The organism is Corynebacterium efficiens YS-314 (genome assembly GCF_000011305.1).
Classification (GTDB): Bacteria; Actinomycetota; Actinomycetes; order Mycobacteriales; family Mycobacteriaceae; genus Corynebacterium; species Corynebacterium efficiens.
Map to the genome: position 1 here is coordinate 375115 of NC_004369.1, position 21471 is coordinate 396585.

Annotated in this window: 18 protein-coding genes; 11 read left to right on the forward strand and 7 right to left on the reverse strand. The window is 56.6% G+C overall.

Annotation, left to right across the window (positions count from 1 at the left end):
* Position 1: 1 nt before the first annotated feature.
* The 3 genes from rfbB to CE_RS01980 form a co-directional block, all read right to left on the reverse strand.
* Entirely contained in the window at positions 2-1021 is a 1020-nt protein-coding gene (rfbB, locus tag CE_RS01970; RefSeq protein WP_006770171.1) for a dTDP-glucose 4,6-dehydratase, read from the reverse strand.
* A 409-nt stretch (positions 1022-1430) separates the two neighbouring features.
* The gene (locus tag CE_RS01975) at positions 1431-2840 is read right to left on the reverse strand and encodes an IS1380-like element ISCef6 family transposase (protein WP_011074819.1); all 1410 of its coding nucleotides are present in this window, start codon (positions 2838-2840) and stop codon (positions 1431-1433) included.
* A 121-nt stretch (positions 2841-2961) separates the two neighbouring features.
* Positions 2962-3783, reverse strand: a complete 822-nt coding sequence (locus CE_RS01980) for a DUF6414 family protein (protein ID WP_006770170.1) — start codon at positions 3781-3783, stop codon at positions 2962-2964.
* 364 nt (positions 3784-4147) lie between these two features.
* On the opposite strand from CE_RS01980, the gene CE_RS01985 reads away from it, so the two are divergent.
* The 4 genes from CE_RS01985 to CE_RS02000 all read left to right on the forward strand — a co-directional run bounded on the left by CE_RS01985 (position 4148) and on the right by CE_RS02000 (position 7799).
* A complete protein-coding gene (locus CE_RS01985; RefSeq protein WP_011074936.1) occupies positions 4148-4993 on the forward strand; it encodes an NYN domain-containing protein in 846 nt (281 codons plus the stop codon).
* Positions 4994-5328: 335 nt separating this feature from the next.
* The gene (locus CE_RS01990; protein WP_006770168.1) at positions 5329-6105 is read left to right on the forward strand and encodes a tryptophan-rich sensory protein; all 777 of its coding nucleotides are present in this window, start codon (positions 5329-5331) and stop codon (positions 6103-6105) included.
* 87 nt (positions 6106-6192) lie between these two features.
* Positions 6193-7242 carry an AAA family ATPase gene (locus tag CE_RS01995; protein WP_011074938.1) on the forward strand — a complete coding sequence of 350 codons (1050 nt, stop codon included), beginning with the start codon at positions 6193-6195 and terminating at the stop codon, positions 7240-7242.
* A gap of 5 nt (positions 7243-7247) precedes the next feature.
* Positions 7248-7799 carry a hypothetical protein gene (locus tag CE_RS02000; RefSeq protein WP_006770166.1) on the forward strand — a complete coding sequence of 184 codons (552 nt, stop codon included), beginning with the start codon at positions 7248-7250 and terminating at the stop codon, positions 7797-7799.
* 30 nt (positions 7800-7829) lie between these two features.
* Here CE_RS02000 and CE_RS02005 read toward each other — a convergent pair whose 3' ends face one another.
* From CE_RS02005 to CE_RS02015, 3 genes are read right to left on the reverse strand one after another with little or no spacing between them, the layout of a single operon-like run.
* Complete coding sequence (locus CE_RS02005) at positions 7830-9098, reverse strand: hypothetical protein (RefSeq protein WP_006770165.1); 1269 nt, start codon at positions 9096-9098, stop codon at positions 7830-7832.
* Entirely contained in the window at positions 9095-10495 is a 1401-nt protein-coding gene (locus CE_RS02010; RefSeq protein WP_006770164.1) for a M1 family metallopeptidase, read from the reverse strand. The genes CE_RS02005 and CE_RS02010 overlap by 4 nt, the downstream gene beginning before the upstream one ends.
* A gap of 12 nt (positions 10496-10507) precedes the next feature.
* Entirely contained in the window at positions 10508-12529 is a 2022-nt protein-coding gene (locus CE_RS02015) for a prolyl oligopeptidase family serine peptidase (RefSeq protein ID WP_006770163.1), read from the reverse strand.
* 31 nt (positions 12530-12560) lie between these two features.
* On the opposite strand from CE_RS02015, the gene CE_RS02020 reads away from it, so the two are divergent.
* Positions 12561-12869: a monooxygenase gene (locus CE_RS02020; RefSeq protein WP_006770162.1), complete on the forward strand. Its 309-nt coding sequence runs from the start codon at positions 12561-12563 to the stop codon at positions 12867-12869.
* A gap of 85 nt (positions 12870-12954) precedes the next feature.
* Here the strand turns inward: CE_RS02020 and CE_RS02025 are convergent, their stop codons facing one another.
* The gene (locus CE_RS02025; protein ID WP_006770161.1) at positions 12955-14061 is read right to left on the reverse strand and encodes an alpha/beta hydrolase; all 1107 of its coding nucleotides are present in this window, start codon (positions 14059-14061) and stop codon (positions 12955-12957) included.
* Between the two features lie 566 nt (positions 14062-14627).
* On the opposite strand from CE_RS02025, the gene CE_RS02030 reads away from it, so the two are divergent.
* The 6 genes from CE_RS02030 to CE_RS14700 are packed head-to-tail and all read left to right on the forward strand — an operon-like array spanning position 14628 to position 21390.
* Positions 14628-16025 carry a polysaccharide biosynthesis tyrosine autokinase gene (locus CE_RS02030; protein WP_006770160.1) on the forward strand — a complete coding sequence of 466 codons (1398 nt, stop codon included), beginning with the start codon at positions 14628-14630 and terminating at the stop codon, positions 16023-16025.
* Complete coding sequence (locus tag CE_RS02035; protein ID WP_006770159.1) at positions 16018-16623, forward strand: low molecular weight phosphatase family protein; 606 nt, start codon at positions 16018-16020, stop codon at positions 16621-16623. Before CE_RS02030 ends, CE_RS02035 begins: the two co-directional genes overlap by 8 nt.
* Positions 16623-17630, forward strand: coding sequence for a hypothetical protein (locus tag CE_RS15160; RefSeq protein WP_011074943.1), 1008 nt, complete (start codon positions 16623-16625; stop codon positions 17628-17630). Before CE_RS02035 ends, CE_RS15160 begins: the two co-directional genes overlap by 1 nt.
* Positions 17621-19432 (forward strand): polysaccharide biosynthesis protein, encoded by a 1812-nt coding sequence (locus CE_RS02040; RefSeq protein ID WP_006770158.1) that lies wholly within the window; start codon positions 17621-17623, stop codon positions 19430-19432. Before CE_RS15160 ends, CE_RS02040 begins: the two co-directional genes overlap by 10 nt.
* 2 nt (positions 19433-19434) lie before the next feature.
* On the forward strand, positions 19435-20445 hold the full coding sequence (locus CE_RS14695) for an MraY family glycosyltransferase (RefSeq protein ID WP_006770157.1): 1011 nt from the start codon (positions 19435-19437) through the stop codon (positions 20443-20445).
* Positions 20446-21390, forward strand: coding sequence for a UDP-glucose 4-epimerase family protein (locus CE_RS14700; RefSeq protein ID WP_006770156.1), 945 nt, complete (start codon positions 20446-20448; stop codon positions 21388-21390). It begins immediately after the preceding gene.
* The last annotated feature ends 81 nt before the right edge of the window (positions 21391-21471 follow it).

Genomic DNA, 21471 nt, shown 5'->3' on the forward strand with positions numbered 1-21471 from the left:
GTTACTGTCCCTGCTTGGCGTAGGTGGCTTCGACCTGGTCCTTGGCGGGCTTCCACCAGTCCTGATTCTCGGTGTACCACTTGATGGTCTGCTCGAGGCCGGCGCGCATACCGGTGTCAGTGTCGGTGTACTTCGGCGCCCAGCCGAGCTCCGTGCGCAGCTTGGTGGAATCCATGGCGTAGCGCAGGTCGTGGCCGGGGCGGTCGGCGACATGTTCATAGGCATCAGGGCCCAGGCCCATGAGCTCGCAGATCATGGAGATGACCTGTTTGTTGTTCACGTGGTCATTATCGGCGCCGATGATGTAGGTGTCGCCGAGCGTGCCCTCCTTGAGGATGAGGTGCACGGCATCGTTGTGGTCATCGACGTGGATCCAGTCGCGCACCTGCTCGCCGGTGCCGTACAGCTTCGGGGTGAGCCCGGAGAGGATATTGGTGATCTGGCGCGGGATGAACTTCTCGATGTGCTGATACGGCCCATAGTTATTCGAGCAGTTGGAGATGGTCGCCTCGATGCCGAAGGAACGGATCCACGCGTGCACCAGGTGATCGGAGCCGGCCTTGGTGGCCGAATACGGCGAGGACGGCTTGTACGCGGTGGTCTCGGTGAAACGGTTGGGATCATCGAGGGCCAGATCGCCGAAGACCTCATCGGTGGAGACATGGTGCAGACGCTTGCCGTGCCTGCGGATCGCCTCCAGGATGGTGAACGTGCCCACCACGTTGGTCTGCACGAACGGGGAAGGGTCATTGAGGGAGTTGTCATTGTGCGACTCGGCGGCGAAGTGCACCGTGATATCGTGGTCGGCCACGAGCTTGTCGACGAGCTCCCCCTCGCAGATATCACCCACGACCAGGGTGACTCGGTCTTCCGGGAGACCTGCGAGGTTATCGGCATTGCCGGCGTAGGTCAGTTTGTCCAGCACCGTGATCTTGTCATACTCCGGGTGCTGCTCAACTGTCTGACGGACGAAATTCGCACCGATAAACCCGGCACCACCGGTCACAAGCAAAGAAGTCATGGGTGTAATAGTACGGAGCAGTTCGCGTTTGTACACGCGAGAATGTGTACAAGACGAAACAAATGCCTTGTTCATCGGGTTGCCTGATTTGCCAAGGGGTCGGACGTTAGCAGGAGGAACGTGGTTGCCGGGAGAGGGCTTAGACGAGATTTTCAAAAGTAGGTTTCTTGTGAATTCTCGAGTCGGCCCACTGACCACGTCCAGTAGACAGGAATAACGAGAGAGGCTTCTGCGACTTACCCCGAGGATTCTTAGCCTGGATCCGCCGATGGTCCTTCGGTGATCGGTTGATCTCAGCTGAGGGAACCACCAAGATTTTCGGGCAGGAGTGATCCCCAGATCACGTCGTCGTCTGGTTGTTCCACGAATTGGTAGGTCAGCTCGGGCCGAAGGACTTCGGCGCAGGTGGTCAGGCGGGGACAGCCACCGGAGGCGAGTGACCGTGGGTGAACAGCTTCCGCCACTGGGCTTCCCATTTCCAGCCCTCCGGCAGGTGCAGCACCAATCGCCGGGACCGACGCGCCACCCGGGCCGCCACGATGACGATCCGACGCCGGATCGTCGCAGTCGTGGCCCTGGCCAGGCTGGTACCAGCAATGACCCCGGCCGCGCGGGTGAGGTTGAAGGCCATGACCGCGCATACCAACCACGCCGCATTCGCGGTGAATTTCCCTGATGGCATATGCGCCAGGGCGCTATTCTTCAGATCGGCGTTGACCTGCTCAATGATCGCGTGCTGCCGGTGGGTTTTATCCGCGGCCACGGTATCGAGGATGTCTGGGTCGGCGGTGGTGAACACCGCGTGGAAACGGTGCAGATCAAACAGGCCGGGCTGATCCACGTCCTTCTTGTTCAACTCCGGTATCCGGCGGACCACCAGACGTCCGGGGACCTGATCTGCCTCCGGCTTCGATGCAAAAGCAACGAAGGGGATTTCTGCGACTTCTGCTGAGGAGATCCAGGCCTGGGTGTCCTCGTCGAAGAGTGCGTCGGTGTACTCAATTGTTTCCCAGGAGGTGTCCGGGATCGTGGTGATCGCCTGGCGGATGTTGCGCGTCATCCGCGCGGTGACCGACACATCCGCACCTGCGGTGCGTGCTGCGTGGATGCTGGAACGGCTGTAGAACGCGGAGTCAGCGCGCATCAGGATCTTCTGCCCTGCCATGGCCGGTAGGCGTCGGGTGGTGGTGATGGCATCGGCGATCAACCGGCCGGCACCACGCGGGGAGCCACAGGCCCCGCGGCGCAGGCGTTGGGCCACGATCACCGGGGCGGACTCCCTTGTGGTGACAGTCGCCAGCAGGGCGTTGAGTCCGCGGATACCGGAGTAGCCGAAGCCGGCGCCTTGTTTCTGGTGTCCGTGGACTTCGATGATGGTGTCGTCGACATCGACGAAGACGTACCCGCTGGTGGTAGCCGGGTCGGGTACCAGGGTAGGTGCCTGGTCCGCCAGGTTGATCAGGAACCGGGAGGCGACGGCGTCGAGTTGGCGGACATGCCCGAAGGTGAAGGCCCGGAGGAAGGAACCCAGGGTCGAGGGTGCGTAGATCCGGCTAAACAGTCGGTTCATGCCGCCGTGGCGCAGCAGATCCATGTCGTCAATCGAGTCGGCACCGGCGACCATCCCGGCGATCAGGGAGGTGATCTTCGCCCCGGCATTGGCGCCCTTGTCGCCTGGCACAGTCATCCGGTGCTGCGCCAGGGCTGACAGCCCTGCGGCATCAGCCAGGCGCATGGTCGGGACCAGGCCTGCAGACGACACGAGGGTGGGGTCATCAAAGGAAATGGATATGGCTGCGGGGGTGTGAGATAGTTGCACCTGAGAGATGCCCTCCTGGATGGGGAATACAGACCTTCGACAAGTCGTATTATCCCAGTTCAGAAGGGCGTTTCTCTTTTTCCCACGCCGCTACCCCTAAATCACATCGGTGTATCCAGGCTTAGGGATAAACGGCTACGACCCTAACCACTACGAGAGGACCTGGAATTTTGAAATCTTCCTCAGAGAAATCGCCCCCGTATAGGGCACCCAGCGACCCATATAACTTCTCAGGTTTCATTTGTCGCCTCATTGCACGAGTCATTCCGCCCGAAAAGAATCGTTCAAGAGAATAGCTTCCACCCTCGGGTTTAAAAGTCTCAATCAGACCGAGAATCGTTTTATCATCTTCCAGGTCATCTTCAGAGTAATTTCTCACAAGTAGGTCAGAATCTAAGAGGGCAATTATTTTGTACTCATCACCCGGTTCCTCCAGCTTTGACAAAACGATCTTCCGGTTTGAAGTCGAATCTGGGGAAATGAAACTGGCGATCACTTGAGGAGGCATTTCTGAGGCGTGCATGATGTTGGGATCCTTAACCATCAGCTGGATGAGGGATCCCACCGTGGAACCAATCTCAGTTACCGGTGAGATCTCCCAATCACCTTCGATCTCCACCAAAGATGATTTCCGTATTGCTCCATCCCCTAGATTAGTAAGCTCATTCTCTTGGTAAAGACGGTCGATTAGTTCATTGAGGGCTGATCCTGGGTGCGCCTTGATTGTTCGCTTCTGGAAAATCTCGGCTTCAGCACCGCCTCCGATGTTTATCCCTGCGGAACCGATTCCGGCGATTGATGCCCTGCCTTCAAGTCCGCCCTTTTTATCGGTGAAGTCACGGGCAGTGACTTCTACTTCTGTATCAACTTCTATTCCCCACCGATTAGCAATGGGGGTGAGGATAGCTTTATCGATGTAAACGGGATCTCGATAGATTGTCACGCTCTCATTCTAGAGGCGAATTCGTAGGGAAGCCGGTCTGAGACGAGAGAGAAGGAGCGGAAAATAGGCCTTTTCTCTATTAAAGAAGCTGATAGCCGATGGTTACCGTCAGCAGGAAGACGGTGCTATTGAAAAACTTTTGTCTGCATTCGGTACGGAAATGCAGTTCGCTACCTTCCTGTATTACCGTCTTAAGCTGTAGCTATTCTCAGAATTTCTGGGGTGAAATGAAGAAGGGCAAAATTGTCTGCGCAAATTGCTTTTCGTGGGAGACTATGTAGAATAATTTCATCACCCCTTGCCGTTGACCCTCCACCTATCAGGAGAGCTGCCGATGACAAGGGGTTCTATCATTTAGGGGTAAATGATGTCGGGTAAAAGCGTAGATAAATCGCGCGCAAAGAAGAACTCTCATGGATCTCGCTCGTCTCAGCAACGGGTGCGTGGTTCGGAATCAGAACGTCAAGTGCAGTTACGCCCTGTAGTCACCGCGATTCTGGTTGATGGCGGTTTTTATCGTAGGCGGGCCAACACACTGTTCGGAAAAAAGGGGCCGGAGGACAGGGCTACCGAGCTGGTCAAATACGCCAGGCGTCACATCGCTCAGTCTCGCAGCAGTCTCTATCGAATTTTCTATTACGATTGTCCGCCCTCGGAAAAAGTTCTTTTTCATCCCCTGACACGGACACAAGTCAACCTCGCCAAATCAGAGCAATTCGAATGGACGAATGCTTTCTTCGAAGCGCTGACCCATAAGCGAAAAGTTGCATTGCGTAGAGGTGAGGAGCTCGAAACCCAGCAGGGCTACATCTTGAAGCCGGATCCATTAAAGAAGCTTCTCAACAATACTCTCACCCTGGATGAATTAACCGAGAGGGATTTCCAACTTGAGATCACTCAAAAGGGTGTGGACATGCGGATTGGGTTAGATATTGCTTCCCTAGCCGAGAGGCAAACGGTGAACCAGATCGTGATGATCACAGGTGACAGCGATTTCGTGCCCGCCGCTAAACATGCGCGTCGCGAGGGCATAGATTTCATTCTTGACCCGATGTGGGCACCCATTGCCAAAAGTCTGAGCGAACATGTTGACGGCATTCGGCAGTGTGTATTCAAGAAGCCCGAGAATGAAAAGGATCCCCTGCATATAAACCGGTTGTCAGAGGCACCTTCCAATCAACCCCGCCCTGAGGATGACGAAGAGCTTTAATGAAAATTCATACCCTAGCGAGTAGAAGTATAAGAGCTGGATGCTCCGTATGCCGTGGGGGAGTTGTCAGTCTATGAATCACAATTCCATGTCGATTCCACCCTCTAGCATGAAATACATTGTCCTTACCTGGCCCCGTCCATATTGTGGGGCCAAGGAGGTCCACAATGAACATGCAACCGAGCGAAACCACACCAAACTCAGGTTCCACCGCGGCTGGCACGACTCATCAGACCGCGAATCAAAACCGCCATGGTGGAGCGAATTCCACAGACACCCAGGATGACCGCGCTGATCACACCCGCCCAGCTGACACCACCGATGTTGGCTGGGCGATGCCTATTCTTACGGTCATCGTCACCGCTTTCGCCATCTTCACCGCATTCTTCGGCAGTGGCGCGATCGGTGGCACTCCGATCGCAGAGGCTGCCGGCGGGGCACTGTCAGCAGATGCCACACCATTGGCACCAGCCAGCACCGCCTTCAGCATTTGGAGTGTGATCTACGCAGGTCTTGCAGGTTATGCCATCTGGCAACTATTCCCCGCAGCCCGGCGTTCGCCCAGGCAGAAACACCTACGCCCCTGGGCGATTGTTTCTGTCGTGCTCAACTCTGTCTGGATCTGGACCGTGCAATTCGACCAAGTCTGGGCGTCCGTGCTGGTGATCACAGCCTTGCTCGTGGTCCTCATCCGCATCATGTACATCCTGGGTGGGCCGCGCACGGGGGGCTGGCCTGACCTGATTTTCACCGAGGCAACTTTCGGCTTGTACTTCGGTTGGGTGTTGGTGGCTACTTTCGCCAACCTCTTCGCTTATTTCTCCGCCGAGGGACTCGACGCTTTTACCACCATCCCGGTCGGCGTTGGCGGAATCGTCCTGGCCGGACTGATCGGCGTTGTCGCAGCCATTATCGACGGCGGCCGCATCGCCCCGGCCCTCGCCACCTCCTGGGGCCTGGCCTGGATTGCGGTGGCGCGCACCACCGGTGCCTATGAATCCCAGGCACTTGTGATCACGGCTGCCGCAGCCTCTGCAGTTGTCCTGCTGACCGCCATTATCGCCTGGTCACTTAGGCGCTCTGCGAGCACACCCGCGGTGATGACGCAGTGAGTGCCGTGCTCAGCGGAGTGGAAGGATCCCTTCGGTTAGCGGGTGGTATACCCTGTTTCGTTTTCTCACTATCCGTAGGATGACACCATGCCTACCTATCCAATCTCGCGGATCCGAGCGAAGTCTTTTGGCCCGTTCAAAGACATAGACGTTGAGTTGACTGATGGCCTCAATGTAATTGTCGGTGATAATGCAACAGGGAAATCCCAACTTCTCAAGTTGATGTATTCCTGCACAAAGGCCGTAAAGGATTCGGAGACCCTCACTAAGCGTGATCTAAGCGGGGGTATAGCGTCGAAACTTATTGGTGTCTTTCGTCCCCAACGTTTGGGCCGTCTTACCCGTCGTACCCAAGGAAGAGCAAAGGCAGAAGTATCCCTCAAGTATGCGGGTATTGCTGATCCTCTTGAGTTTTCCTTCTCATCCCCATCTTCCCGTGAAGTGACGATCGGAAAAATGCCAGACCGTCCTCTGACGGATGAGCCGGTTCTGCTTCCCACCCACGAGCTTCTGACCCTCGCCAGTAGTTTCCTGGGTTTGTACAGCACCTACGACACCGGATTTGAAGAAACCTGGAAGGACACCACGGAGCTCTTACTGCGTCCCGCGCTTCTCGGGCCACGTGGAAATCAGGCGAATGCGATGCTTGAGCCTTTCTCCAATCTCCTCCAAGGGGGAACCGTGGTTGAGGAAGGGGGGGAGTTCTACTTGAAACAACCAGGAGTCGGCACTATCGAAGCCCCGCTTCTTGCCGAGGGGCACCGAAAACTGGCGATGCTTGTGCGCCTCATCTCCAATGGCGTCCTCCTTGAGGGGGGCTACCTATTCTGGGACGAACCGGAGGCCAATTTGAATCCTGCATCCCAGCGAGCCATAGCGCACGCCCTGGTGCATCTTGCCAACCATGGAACACAGATTGTGGTGGCGACCCACAGTATGTTCCTACTTCGTGAGATTCAGATGAGCAGTGAGAAGATCAGCCCACGGTTCATCGGCTTGAACCGGCAGCAGGATAGCGAACAACCGATGGCTGCAGCGCAAGTGGTGGCCCAGACGAGCGACGATCTCGACGATTTGGATTACGTCGCTGCTTTGGAGGCTGAGGTTGAGCAGGCCAATCGGTACCTGGGGTGGTAGATCTAATGTCTCAACCGAAAAATATCCTGAACGTGGACGGTACCATTTTTGAATTCCCGAAACACTGGCGTGTTTCGATATTCGACGAGTGGGAGCAATTCAAGAGACCAGCAAGCGAGCTGCATCTCAAAGGATGTGACATCGTTGCTTTTGATGGCGAGACCTTGTGGCTGATTGAAGTCAAGGACTACACCTACCTTGATGCATCGATTCCGAAAGACCTGACTCAGATTGTGGGGCAGAAAGCGGCCGGAACAATGGCGCTGTTGTATGCTCTTGAACGCCGGGAAGCCGAGAGCCACGCGGTTGAATTTGCCAGGGCATGCTCCCAGACAACACGAATCAACCTCGTTCTTCATATCGAGGTTAAAGACGGCGGACGGAAAGAACACGTTCCCACTCTTCTCGCTCCCTTCAAGAACAAGCTGAGCAGCGTGGGCAGGAGCCTGGGTTTGGCTAAATCCCTGATTTCCTCCAGTGCTGTATCTTCCTCGAACATCCCATGGGATGCCCGTAGAGACCCACAAACGCGAGGTCTCCATTCAGATCGACGTTAATCAGATCCGATGAAGAGCCTCAACCGACGCTCAAATTAACGATTCTGGGGCGCTCAAACCCCCCACCCCCACCACCGGCGCGTTCTTCCCGAACAGCGCCACCAAGTGCACAACCAGGCCCACCAGCGGGCCAACAATCAACGCCAGCGCAGCGGCCGTCGCCAGCTCCCACGGCCCCATGAGAATGCCCACGGCAACGACCGTCGCCACGACCCAGCCGGCCAGGTACAGGCCGTGCCGATCGTAGGCGATCGTCGCGCAGCCGGTCACCATCAGGGTCGCGGTCGTGGTCGCGCCCAGCGTCAGCGCCGCCAGCAGACTGCCCGGCACGGCGAAGATCTCCTGGCGCAGGATCAACTCAAACAGCCACGGCCCGATCAGCCGCGCCAGCCCGGAGCCGACCAGACCCACAGCCCACACGATCGCCAGCGGTCCCGCAAGCGCTGCCCACGGCGAGCGACCCTCCTGAACAAAGCGCACAAACCGCACAATGATCGCCGACTGGAACTGCTGCAGCGGCACCAACAGTGGAGCGCGCGTCAGCGTCACTGCATAGATCACGGCCGCAGCCGTCACAGCTTGCCCGGTAGTATCCGGGTTGGTGAGTTTCACGAGCGTCGGAAAGCCTGTGATCAGCACGGCCGTCGAGCCGGATGCCGCCATCGCGGTGAGTGCCTGGCGCAGAAACACCCGCCCCGACACATCCGTCACGGCCCCTAACGCCGAACGCGCCGAGCGTGACAGCCCCACGATCACCATCCACGACACCGCACCCACCACGGTGATGAACAGGAACGCCAGCAGCTGGAATCCCAGCAGCCACGCCACCACGGCCAGAATCATGCGTACGCCGGTGTCCAGGGAGATCAGTGCGGCGTACTGCTTCCACAGCTGGCACCCGGACAGGATACCGGCCACGGTCGCCTGCACCGCGTAGCTGCCTAAGCCCACGGCAAGCATGCCGACGCCGATGCCCTGGTGCTCGCTCAGCAGCCGTCCGATCCATAAGGGAGCGGTCAGCCCGAGCACCACCGCGGTCACCGCGGCGGCCCCCAGCGAAAACACAATCGGCCGGACAGCAACACCAGAACCAGAACCAGCACCCCGCGCCGCCGACACCGCCCTCGTCGTCTCCTGGGTCAGCCCCGTCAGCACACCGGTGCCCGCGAAGAACAGCCCCCAGTAGGCGGTGAACTCCTCGGTCAGTGTGCCGGAGGAGCCGAGCGCCCAGGCGGCGATGATGATGACCACAAAACCGGAGATGCCGGCGATGATGGTGGCCAGGGTCAGGTATCTCATGCCTGACCGGTAACAACCTCAGGAAATGCCGGCAGCGCCGGGTTCTTCAACCACGCATTCCACACCGCAGCCAGCTCGGACTCCGCCACACCCGCGGACGCACACGCAGCAGCAAGGTGCCGCCACAGATCCCGCGGTTCGACCAGTCCGTGCTTGCCCTCGGCTACGTAGGCGCGAATGGCGGGGAAGAAGTGGTCGTCGCCAAGCAGCACGCGGAAGGCGTGGACGGTGAGCGCACCGCGCTTGTACACGCGGTCGTCGAACATGTCCTTAGGCCCGGGGTCGGCCAACACGATGTCCTGGTCCAGCTCAGCGATCTTGGCGTAGTGTCGGCGGGCGCTCTCCGCGGCGGGCACCCCGGCGGACTTCTCAAACCACAACCACTCCGCGTAGCAGGCGAAGCCCTCGTTGAGCCAGATGTCATTCCACTGCGCCAGGCCGAGCGAGTTGCCGAACCACTGGTGGGAGAGTTCGTGGGCGATGAGTCGTTCCCATTCGCCGTCGCCGGTGGCGAAGTTGGAGCCGAAGGTGGACAGGCCCTGGGCCTCGATGGGGATCTCCAGGTCATCCTCGACGATCACCACGCGGTAGTTGGCGAAGGGGTAGGGGCCGAACAGCTCCTCGTACACGTCCACCATCTGCGCCTGCGCGCGGAAGTCCTGCAGTACCCGTTCACGCAGCTTCGCATCGCCGGTGGGGATATACGCCAGCACGGGCACGCCGGATTTAGACGACCCCAGCGAGACCTCCTCATACGAACCCACCTGGATGGTGGCCAGGTAGGTGGCCATGGGTTCGCGGGTGCGGTAGTGCCAGGTGGTGGCGCTGCCGCGCGTGATGCGGCCGACCAGGTCGCCGTTGGAGATCACCATGTAGCCATTGTCGGCGGTGATCTTGATGTCGAAACGCGCCTTCTCATCGGGCGTGTCATCGCTGGGCAGCCAGCTCGGCGCGCCACACGGCTGCGAGGCCACCAGCGCGCCGTTGTCCAGCTCCTCCCAGCCGATCCCACCCCAGGGCGTGCGGGTGGGGCGTGGGTTGCCGCGGTAGCGGATGGTCAGGGAGAACTCCTGGTCCACCGGGATCTCCTCGCGGAAGGTGATGTGCAGCTTCTTGTTGCTATGCCGGAAGCGCGCCACCTGCACCTGGGTGCCGGCGGTGCCCTGGGCGGTGACCTTCTCCACCCGGAGGTTGTTGCTCAAATCCAGGGTCAGCGACTTGAGCGGATGGTAGTTATCCATGTGCAGGGTCGCGGTACCCATCAGCAGATTCGGCGCCACGCGGTAGGTGAGGTCGAGCTCGTAGTTCCGGATATGGAAACCGAGGTTGAAATCAATACCGGTGTAGGAATCACGGGTACCGGGAACTGGGGTGGATCGCATCCGTCGCATAGTCATCGCTAGGAGATATTACCCCTCATCAGTGGAAATCAGCCCAAGGGACTTCTCGATCCACGTGTAGATCAGGGATTCCATATGTGCCACCTGCTCATTATCGGCGGCTCCGGCGTGACCGCCTTCGGTGTTCTCGTAATAATCCACGGGCTGTCCGGCGTCGAGAAGCGCCTGCGCAAACAGGCGGGCGTGCGCGGGGTGCACGCGGTCGTCCCGCGTCGAGGTGGTCACCAGCGCCGGTGGGTAGGGGCGCTTGTTTGCGCTTTCCACATTATGCAACGGTGAATACGTTTCAATGACCGCCCGTTCCTCCGGATCCTCCGGGTTTCCGTACTCCGCCATCCAGGACGCACCCGCTGACCAGGTGTGATAGCGCAGCATGTCGGTCAGTGGCACCTGCACCACCGCGGCGCCGAAGGCCTCGGGGTACTGGGTGAGCGCACCACTGGTGAGCAGCCCGCCGTTGGACCCACCGCGGATGGCGATGAGCTCCGGGGTGGCATACCCGCGCGCCACAATGTCCTCGAGCACCGCCTGGTGGTCCTCCCACACCTTGCGGCGGTTCTTCTTCACCGCCTGGGAATGCCACTGCGGCCCGAACTCGCCGCCGCCGCGCAGGTTGGCCTCCACGAACAGGTAGCCCTTCTCCAACCAGGCGATACCGCGGGTGGGGGAGTGGCCCGGGGTGAGTGAGACCTCGAAACCTCCATAGGCATGCACCAGCGTTGGCTTGGGCTCCTCGCCGAAACGCCCGGAGATGAAATACGGGATCTTCGTGCCATCGGCGGAGGTGGCCCAGTGCTGGCGCGTGTCCAGGCCGGCGTTGTTCCACTGCAGGGGCGAGCGGCGCACCTCGGTCAGCTCGAGGGAGTCGGAGAGATCCCCGCGCAGCAGTGTGCCCGGCTGGGTGAAGGTGGCGGCCTGCACCCAGATCTCATCCCCATCCAGTGCAGCAGTGGCCACGATGTGCGCGGTGGTGTGCTCCGGTACGGCCAGGGTGCGCTGTGGGCCGGTTGGATCATGGATATCCACCACCACGATCGAGGTGGACACATCATCCAGCAGCGTCAGCAGCAGGTGGTTTTCCGTGGTGGATAGGCCCTGCAGGGAGGTCGAGGCGGTGGGGGTGAACACGGGCTGGAACTCACGCTGGCCGGCGAGGAAGGCCTCGAATTCCATCACGCCCAGCCCACCGGCGGGGATGCCGGCGAACTCGGTGCGGGGATTGATGAAGATCCACTGCCTGCGCACCACCACATCACAGTCATCGGGGACGTCGATGAAGGTGAGCTCGCCGTCGACCTCCACGAACTCGCGGGAGTTGTAGAAATCCACCGCGCGGGAGACGAAGGTGCGCTCCCAGCCGGGGGTCGGATCCACCCATGCGCCGACGGCGACATCCTCGCGCTCGCCGGTGAAGAACAGTGGGGCGTCGACAAGCTCCGTCCCGCGCTTCCAGGTGCGCACGCGCGCCGGGTAGCCGGAGGTGGTCAGCGAGCCCTCGCCGGTGTCCGTGCCGATCAGCAGCGTATCCCGGTCCAGCCAGGACACATCGGTCTTGGCCTCTTCGACGATGAAGGGATCGGTGTCCACGAACGTGGCGGTGGCGAGGTCGAATTCCCGGATGACAGTGGCATCGGCACCCCCACGCGACAGCTTCACCAGCGCGCGGTCATATTCCGGGGCGCGGACATGCGCACCCTTCCACACCCAGTTCTCATCCTCGGCCTCGGCCAGGGCATCAACATCAATGAGCACCTTCCAGGTCGGCTCGCCGGTGAGGTAGGACTCCAGCGTGGTCGTGCGCCACAACCCCCGCGGATGGGCGGCGTCGCGCCAGAAGTTGTACAGTGTCTCCCCGCGCCTGCTCACATACGGGATCCGGTCGTCGGTGTTCAGCGCCTCCAGGAGGCGGTCCCGTAGTGCGGTGCGTGGCGCCTCGGGGAGCTTGTCGACGGTCACCTCTGACCACTTTTCAGCCCATTTGAGGGCCTCGGGGGAATCGATGGGTTCGAGGAAGGAGTAATTGTCGGTCATGGGACAAGGGTAGCTGCGTATCCTGGGGACCATGACTACACTCCTGGTTTTCGAATTCCCCTCCACCGGCCCCTTCGGCGCAGACGCCGAGACCGCCTACGCCGACCTGGCCCACGACATCGCCGGTGAGGCCGGCCTGATCTGGAAGGTTTGGACGGAAGACCCGCAGCGTGAGGTTGCTGGCGGTGTCTATCTCTTTGCCGATGAGGCGAGCACGCAGGCCTATGTGGAGAAACACACCGCCCGGCTGGCTGGTTTCGGCATCACCGATATCACTGCAACGTCCTATGAGGTCAATGAGGTACTATCGCGTATCGATCACGCGGTGTTGGGGCGTTGAGTTTCTGCGGGCAGGGTTGAAAGCCAAAAACAGCACCCCACCTGATGACAGGCGGGGTGCTGTTGAGGATTAGAGAGAAAAGCCTTTAGGCGTTCTCGTTCTCCAGTCCGAAGGAGCGGGCAAAGGTGTCCCAGGAGCCGCGGAGGTCATCCTGCCACCAGCCCCAGGAGTGGGTTCCGGTAGGGCGCAGGTTCCAGTCGGCTGGGATGCCGGCGTGGTCGAGCTTGGCCTTGAGATCATGGGTGCACTTGTTAGTGGCTGCCTCGATGAGGCCACCGGTGACGATGGTCTCGGTCATGGCCAGGGACAGGTATGCCTGGTCCAGGCCGTTGAAGCGTGGGCTGTTGGCTGACTCCCAGTGACCGGCCAGGCCGGAGGCGTTGGAGATGTAGAGGTCAGTGCCGCGCAGCTTGTCGGAGTTGATCAGGGCATCGTTGTAGATGTTGACTTCTCCACCGCGTGGGCCCCACATCTGCTCGGGGGTGGCGTTGCCGCGGTCCAGGGTCAGACGGATGTACTCCCAGGGCAGTGGCTGGGAGGTGGAGGCACAACCGGAGAAGGATGCTGCTGCGTCGTAGAAACCGGGGTAGTGCTGGGGGAATAGCAGAGAGGTGGTGGCGGACATGGACATGCCGGCAATGGCACGCTGACCGTCAGCGTTGAGCTCCTCCTCGAGCGGGCCGGGGAGTTCCTTGACCAGGAAGGTCTCCCACATCTGCTTACCGCCGAGTGCTGCGTTCTCCTGCACCCAGTCGGTGTAGTAGGAGAACTTGCCCTCCATAGGGATGACCACGTTGACGTTCTTCTCCAGGTAGAAGTCGATCACGTCGGTCTGCATGATCCAGTTGGCATTGCCCTCGCCACCGTCACCACCGTTGAGCAGGTAGATCACGGGGCGTGGGCCGGCGGACTCATCGGCGGTGATAACCACGAGGGGGACATCGCGATCCATGGATGGCGAGTAGGCCCACATCTCCTTCACACGCTCGCCGGAGGCATTGACGCGTGCGCGCCAACGCGGAGCCGGCTGCTCTGGGTACTTCGCCCCGACGGTGATGGTGGATTGCGGGGTGTCACCAGCGACTGCTGCTGGGGTCAGCTCGGCTGCGGAGACGGCGGTGGGAGCCACCACAGTGGACAGGGCAATGCCCAGCGCGGCGACAGGCGCGGCAATGCGGCGAAGAAGCTTCATAAGTCTTTCCCTCGTGAAATTGTGGTGGATTGCTCCCAAAAGCTTAAGAGCAACCCGATCGGGACGTCCGGGCGATTAAACCCACTGATCCATAATATAAACCAAAAGTGAGCACAGGGCTCATTTACGAGACCTCTAAAGGCCAGTTGAGCTTCCGGTGAGGAGAGCATCTTTTGGTTACATCGGGAATGGGACAATGGACGTTAACAGAGGCCTGGGAAATCTGGAATGGTGTATTTAAATTCCTCGGAGCAGTTTTGCGTGGGAGCTTGGGCTAAGTGTGCTCATTTCCCGTCTGAAATGGCATTTCTTGATGGTTGAGCAGTCCTCTCTCCCCATAGAGGGGGAGAACGGGGGAGGTGCTTCTTGTAAATGTCCTGCCTTGACGGTGCTGACAGGCTACATTTATTAATTCGAGTCTCCGAGGACTCCGGTGGTGGTGATTCACAGTTTGATGGCTTAGGCAAATGTGAAGTATAGCTGGATTTTCCCTGGAGATAGCGTGAATGGTTAGGTATTGCTACCGTCCTAACTAATAAATCCCCAAGTAAGAAGGCTCCGCAAACATGGAATTACGCGAGTACGCGACAATCTTGATGAAGAACTGGGTGTTGATTGTCATAACATCCATTCTCGGAGTTGCTGCGGGAGCCGGATTTTCCCTCCTTGCAACCCCCGAATATCAATCGCGGACGCAAATCTATGTTTCGGTCCGATCTGCGGCTGGAACCACCGGTGATTTGGTCCAGGGTGCAAACTTCTCCCGGCAGATCGTCAACTCTTATGTTGATGTAGCCAAAACTGGTCTGGTGCTAGAACCGGTAATTGATGAGCTCGGTCTCGAGATGTCGGCGAATCAACTCGCCTCCCATCTCACGGTTGCGTCGCCAACCGATACGGCGCTAATCAACATCACTGCTAGCAGTCCCTCGCCGGAGCAGGCCGCTGAGATTGCCAACGCGGTGGGTGAAAGCTTCAAGAATGTGGTTCAAACCCAACTCGAGCCAGACGCGGATGCTGAAAATAGTCTCATCAACCTCACCACCACGCAAAATGCGCTCCCACCCTCTTCTCCTGTGAGTCCTAACATTCCCATGAATATTGTCCTCGGACTGTTAGTGGGCTTGGCTATTGGTGTGGGTATCGCAGTTCTGCGTACGGTTCTGGATACGCGCATTCATTCACTAAAGGATGTTGAAGCTATCACTGACAAGCCGTTGCTTGGCGGTGTCCTGGAGGATCCAGAGGTAAAGAAGAACCCTCTGGTGATGCAGACCAAACCGCATAGCCCAAATGCAGAGGCGTATCGAGCATTCCGCACCAACCTGCAGTTCCTCAACGTTGATGAAAGCTCTTCCATATTTGTGATCACCTCCCCCAACCCGGGTGAGGGAAAGTCCACCACCTCTATCAATCTTGCTCTTGCGCTGGCTGAATCAGGTTCCCGCGTGGCTCTGATAGAAGCGGACCTCCGCCTACCGAAGATAAGCAAGTACCTGAATATGGAGGGAGGTGCCGGCCTCACCGACGTGCTCATTGGCAAAGCGGAGCTGAATGATGTTCTCCAGCGATGGGGCAGGACCCAACTCTATGTTCTTCCCGCAGGCCGTATCCCCCCGAACCCCAGTGAACTCCTGGGTTCTAGTGCCATGACTCAGATTATTGATGAAGTGGATGAAGGCTTTGACTATGTGATCATTGACGCGCCTCCGATCCTTGCTGTCACTGATGCTGCCGTGATCGGACATGGTAAAGCTGGAGTTCTGGTGGCTGTTGCCTCAGGAGCAACCAAGAGGCCTGAACTGGAAGCTGCGATTCAGACTCTTGATCATGCGGGTTCCAATATGCTCGGTGTTGTTGTAACCATGCTGCCGGCCAAGGCTGCTGCCGGTTATGGCTACGGCAATTACGGTTATGGTAATCCAAAAAAGATCGAAGCCTCCCTGGGAAGCTCCCATGAGTGATAGCTTTCGGATTCTTACCGTCTGTACCGGCAATATCTGTAGGTCACCGCTGGCTGAGCAGTTGCTGAAGTCCAGGTTTCAGGGGGTTGATCAAATTGAGTTTGATTCAGCCGGAACCCAGGCGATGGTCGATGATCCTATGCCTGAGCACTCCTTAAGAATCGCACGTGGCCTTGAGATTCTTGACTCTGAACTGCATCGTGGAAAGCAATTGACGGAGGCACACCTTGATGCAGCTGATCTGATTCTGGCCATGGATCGGGGGCACCGCAGACAAATTGTAGAACTCAGCCCGCGTGCTACACGTAAGGTCTTTACCATCCGGGAGTTCAAAAGGCTGATTGATGTAACCAGGGATGAGGATCTCCGGGCTGAGGTCATAGCCTCCGATGGCACACCCGTTGGGAAGCTTCGAGCAGCTGTTGAGGCCGCGCGGTTGGGCCGAAGTGACTTAAGCCCACTGGACAACCCGGATGATGATGATGTTATTGATCCTTATGGAAAGTTTGAAGCCGTGTATGACGCTTCTGCACAGCAGTTGATCCCTGTGGTGGAGGTAGTGGCCTCATACCTCAGGCGTGCAATGGAGATTGGGTAATGGCGAAAAGACAGCGAAAAGCACAGAGACAGGGATTGTCCCTGGGGGCAAACATAGCCATTATCGTGGTTCTTGCACTTGGTGCTGTTGCTCTGTCCTACCTCGCTTTTCAGAACTTAAATGATCCAAACCCCCAGGGCTTTGCGACGAGGAACAGCGATACATCCGAATCCTCTACCGTCACGCAGCCAACCGACTCCGTGGAACAAGAAGAAGTTCCCAGTACATCTGTGGGTGAAGAGACTCAGGAAGCTCAGGAAAACCAAAGCACCGTAGAACAAATCGAGTTGGTTGCGCAGTCTCGTCTCATGGCCCTGGATGGATCCTTAGGTGTGCGCGCAGAAGTAGGAGAATGCACCGACCCGGGGAACATTGAATTTTCCACGGATGCTGGGCAAACCTGGATTCCATCAACGGCATTTGAAGAAACCAACGCAACCCAGATCCTGCGTATCTTGCCTGGAAACGGTGGAGCCACCTTTATAGTGGCGTTAAATGAGGCGTGCACACCACAGATTTACTCCACCCCAGATAATGGAAGCACCTGGAATGGGCCCCTTTCTGCAGTGGGAACCTGGTTTTTAGATCCCGAGACGCCCTCCTTCTTAGGTGCACCGGGTGGAGCCAAAACAATTGCATGTGAGGCGCTGGGGATTTCTCCGGTGACAGATCGCGACGTAGGAGTCTTGTGCTCTGATGGTTCCGTCCTTATCACCATTGATGGTGGCACAACCTGGTCTGATCCAGTGTCTGTAAACGGCATTGCGGCGTTAGCTTATTCAAAGCAGAACCTACTGGGTGTTGCGAATGGGGATGAAATCTGTTCCGGATTGAAGCTTGTGAAGCTGGGGACAGATACTGGTGTAGAAGAAATATCCTGTGTTGAGATAGATCCCGGAACAGTGACCGCCGGGGAAGTGGCATTAGCAGAATCAAATAGCAGCCTCATCTTGTGGGCTGGCGAGAATCAATATATTTCGATGAATGGGGGACAAACATGGCTGTAAAAAACAATGGGGGCGTCACTAAAACCACGCCAGGCGTGCCGGTTGGAAAGACCCTTTTTATCCTTGATGCATTTGCTTGGATAATGGCGGTTTTTCTGGCGAAGCTCTTCCGCTATGAATTCAATATGACTAACGTGCACTGGAATGCCTTTGTGGGGTTCGCAGTGGCCGCAGTATTACTGCAGTTATTATTTGGTATTTTCCTTCACCTCTACCGTAAGGGATTACGCCACCCGTTCGGCAGTTTTGAAGACACCTTGAATGTCTCCATTTCTGTAGGCGGCGTGGGTATTATCCTCTGGATTGTCTCCCTGGTGTTTGGAGATACGTGGGGGGTATCGCGCGGTGTCATGCTGATTGCTACGCCTCTAGCACTGGTGATGATTCTAGGTATCCGTTACGCAGCCCGCATGAGAGTGGAGAGGCTGCGGAGGCCTGCTGCTGATTCCACGCCAGCGCTTATTCTCGGCGGCGGGTACATCGGAACAAACCTCATCCAGTGGATGATGTCTGATCCGAGGTCTCCCTTCCGTCCGGTAGGGGTTATTGATGATAATCCGGACCTAGCATGGCAGAAGATTCGTGGTGTTCAGGTACTAGGGACCTTCGAGGACATTGAAAAAGTTGCATCCGATACCGGTGCTGAAATGGTAATCGTAGCCATCAACGACGCAGATGCAACCTTGCTCCGGCGGGTCCAAGATGTAGCTAATAAAAGTGGGCTTGCGGTCAAAGTGATGCCTGCAATCGATCGAGTGGTATCCAAAGGTGTTCGAGGAGACGATCTGCGAGACCTTTCCATCGAGGATCTTCTGGGCCGACAGCCTGTAGACACAAACGTGTCTGAGATTGCTGGTTATGTGACCGGCAAGCGTGTTTTAGTTACTGGCGCCGGTGGATCTATTGGTTCTCAGCTGTGTACCGAGATCTCTAAGTATGGTCCTGCGGAGCTGATCATGCTTGACCGTGATGAGACAGGCCTCCAACAGGTTCTGATCAATGTTGCGGGCAACGGTCTTCTGGACACTGACGCAGTGGTGCTTGCCGATATCCGCGAGGCTGATGCGCTGAAGAAACTATTCCAGGAGCGCCGACCAGAGGTTGTTTTCCATGCAGCAGCCCTCAAGCACCTTCCCATGCTGGAGCAGTATCCAGATGAAGGATGGAAGACGAATGTTCTAGGAACTTTAAATGTGCTGGCGGCAGCTGATGCTGTCGACGTGGAAACCTTTGTGAACATCTCCACAGATAAAGCAGCGAATCCAACAAGCGTGCTTGGTCATTCCAAACGCGTGGCAGAAAAATTAACTGCTTGGTATGGGCAACACACCGGCAAAAGGTATCTTTCGGTTCGTTTTGGCAATGTGATCGGTAGCCGCGGATCTATGCTTCCCACCTTCACTAGGCTCATCATGGAAGATAAGCCATTAACTGTGACGCATCCGGATGTGACCAGGTTTTTCATGACGATCCCGGAAGCATGCCAGCTGGTGCTTCAGGCTGGTGGCATTGGACGCACCGGCGAGGTTCTGATTTTGGATATGGGCGAACCGGTGAGCATTCTTGAGATTGCTCAGCGAATGATTGCTATGTCCGGCAAAGACATCGACATTGTGTTCACTGGTTTGCGTGAAGGCGAAAAGATGCATGAGGAGCTTGTTGGTGATGGTGAATCGGAGGACCGTCCCTTCCACTCTAAGATTTCTCATGCTCAAGCTGAAAGTCTTGCGCCAGAAAAACTAGATAGGGATCGTTTCATGGAGCGAGCCGGAAAAGCGGAAAAACAGGAAAAGATTCTCTAAAGATGAATGTCGAGCTGATGTCCGCAGTTCTGCTCACTGCGACAATCGTGTCATTAATTTCACCGTTGGGTTGGAGGTTGCTTCTTAAAAAAGCTGGGATTTTTGACGTGCCTAATCATCGGTCGTCTCACAACAAGCCCACTTTGAGAGGTGGTGGGCTTGCTCCTATGACGGGTATGATAACTGCGGGTATTGCCATACCGCTTATATTTAGTTCAGGCAGGGACCTCTATACCGCATTCGTAGTGATTAGTTTCAGCCTGTTAATTTGTTGGGTTGGTTTGATAGAAGATATAAGGGGCATCCCTACTAAGATCAGAGCCTTTTTACAACTTGCATTTGGGTTAGCCCTTGGAATTTCGATTTTAAGTCAAGCTAGCAATGGATGGGTATGGATTCCATTAATCGCTTTGTTCTACGCTGCTAACGTAAATTTCGTTAATTTTATGGATGGCGTTAATGGAATATCTGGCATGTTCGCTGTAGTAGTAGGAGTTGTTTACGGGATTATCGGATGGGCTGAAGAAGAGCATTGGTTAATATTTTGCGGTTTATTGATAGTGGCCCTTTTTGCGCCTTTCCTCGGTTGGAATTTAACCCCTCCGGGAATGTTTCTCGGTGACGTAGGAAGCTATTTGTTAGGTGGGTTAACGGCAGCAATCGTGATAGCTGGCATTGGAATGGGAATCAATCCAATTGCGATGCTTGCTCCCGTTAGCATTTACTGGGTTGATACGGTTAGTACTCTTTTCAGACGGGCTTTGACGCGTCAACCTCTTCTCGAACCGCACCGGTCCCATATTTACCAACAGCTCACTGATAAAAGGCTTTCTCATCTAACTGTGGCTGCGATTGCCGCTCTCTATTCAGCTGTTGCAGCAGCTGTTGGTTTAATATCGTTATCATCAAGTGGCTATGTAGAAACAATTGCCATTCTTGCAGCTTTGGTTTTCATCTGGGGAGCATATATAGCTCTACCCGTTATATTAAAAAGCAGAAAGGCACTTAGTTAAATGCGAGTGTTGATTACCGGAGCAAATGGTTTTATAGGCAGATACTTGGTCGACAAGCTTGCCTCGACTCATGAGGTGATTGCCGCCGTGAGAACAGATACTGTTTTTCCACAGGGGGTAGAGGTGCGAGTTATTCCTAGTATAGACTCGCAGTCTGACTGGGTGGGATTATTAAGCGATATAGACGTTGTCGTGCACCTAGCAGCTAGGGTTCATGTGATGAACGAGTCGGCGGAAGATCCCCTTTCGGAGTTTCGTGAAGTGAACGCTTTAGGAACTAGCAAACTTGCAGGGGCTGCTGCTGAGCAAGGTGTAAAACGATTCGTATTTATGAGTTCGATCAAGGCAAATGGGGAAGGCAATTCGCATGCGCCTTACTCAGATACTGATGTTCCGGCGCCGGTTGATCCATATGGTGTTTCCAAATGGGAGGCAGAACAACTGGTTACCAGCGTTGGGAATGAAACCGGAATGGAAATTGTGATTCTTCGGGCTCCAGTTGTTTATGGGCCTGGTGTCAGAGGAAACATAAAAAGGCTGTCTCAGCTGGTAAGGCTTGGACTTCCTCTTCCATTTGGAGCCGTGAATAATCGGCGAACAATGTTGTCATTACAGAACCTCGGGGTATGGGTTGGTAGGGCGATTTCCGAAGCATCACCTCCAGAGAGGGCTGTATTGATGGGGGATCCCTCTCCAGTTTCGACAAGGGTTCTAGTAGAAGAATTGGCCCTAGGGATGGGCAAGCGAGCAATTCTCCTGCCAATTCCTGTTTCCTTAATGGAGAGAGTTGCTCGGTTGATTGGGAAAGAGCAAATAACGCAAAGACTCTTCTCAGATCTTGAAGTACGTCCCAGTTTTCAAGCATTTCAAGGCATTGAATCGGAGCTTGCTCCTGAGAATCAATCCATCCAAGAAGCTGGTGCAGCTTTCGGTTTGAGGAATTAGTTGGCAAATACTAATTAAGAAAGAGGCAGGGACCATGATCTGGAAGTGGTTAACGCACTGCGCTAGGTAAATTCCGGATAA

Excerpts from the sequence above, each read along its gene's own strand:
- rfbB (WP_006770171.1), bottom strand. The coding sequence starts at position 1,021 with ATGACTTCTTTGCTTGTGACCGGTGGTGCCGGGTTTATCGGTGCGAAT.
- CE_RS01985 (WP_011074936.1), top strand. The coding sequence starts at position 4,148 with ATGATGTCGGGTAAAAGCGTAGATAAATCGCGCGCAAAGAAGAACTCT.
- CE_RS01990 (WP_006770168.1), top strand. The coding sequence starts at position 5,329 with ATGCCTATTCTTACGGTCATCGTCACCGCTTTCGCCATCTTCACCGCA.
- CE_RS01995 (WP_011074938.1), top strand. The coding sequence starts at position 6,193 with ATGCCTACCTATCCAATCTCGCGGATCCGAGCGAAGTCTTTTGGCCCG.
- CE_RS02000 (WP_006770166.1), top strand. The coding sequence starts at position 7,248 with ATGTCTCAACCGAAAAATATCCTGAACGTGGACGGTACCATTTTTGAA.
- CE_RS02005 (WP_006770165.1), bottom strand. The coding sequence starts at position 9,098 with ATGAGATACCTGACCCTGGCCACCATCATCGCCGGCATCTCCGGTTTT.
- CE_RS02010 (WP_006770164.1), bottom strand. The coding sequence starts at position 10,495 with ATGACTATGCGACGGATGCGATCCACCCCAGTTCCCGGTACCCGTGAT.
- CE_RS02015 (WP_006770163.1), bottom strand. The coding sequence starts at position 12,529 with ATGACCGACAATTACTCCTTCCTCGAACCCATCGATTCCCCCGAGGCC.
- CE_RS02020 (WP_006770162.1), top strand. The coding sequence starts at position 12,561 with ATGACTACACTCCTGGTTTTCGAATTCCCCTCCACCGGCCCCTTCGGC.
- CE_RS02025 (WP_006770161.1), bottom strand. The coding sequence starts at position 14,061 with ATGAAGCTTCTTCGCCGCATTGCCGCGCCTGTCGCCGCGCTGGGCATT.
- CE_RS02030 (WP_006770160.1), top strand. The coding sequence starts at position 14,628 with ATGGAATTACGCGAGTACGCGACAATCTTGATGAAGAACTGGGTGTTG.
- CE_RS02035 (WP_006770159.1), top strand. The coding sequence starts at position 16,018 with ATGAGTGATAGCTTTCGGATTCTTACCGTCTGTACCGGCAATATCTGT.
- CE_RS15160 (WP_011074943.1), top strand. The coding sequence starts at position 16,623 with ATGGCGAAAAGACAGCGAAAAGCACAGAGACAGGGATTGTCCCTGGGG.
- CE_RS02040 (WP_006770158.1), top strand. The coding sequence starts at position 17,621 with ATGGCTGTAAAAAACAATGGGGGCGTCACTAAAACCACGCCAGGCGTG.
- CE_RS14695 (WP_006770157.1), top strand. The coding sequence starts at position 19,435 with ATGAATGTCGAGCTGATGTCCGCAGTTCTGCTCACTGCGACAATCGTG.
- CE_RS14700 (WP_006770156.1), top strand. The coding sequence starts at position 20,446 with ATGCGAGTGTTGATTACCGGAGCAAATGGTTTTATAGGCAGATACTTG.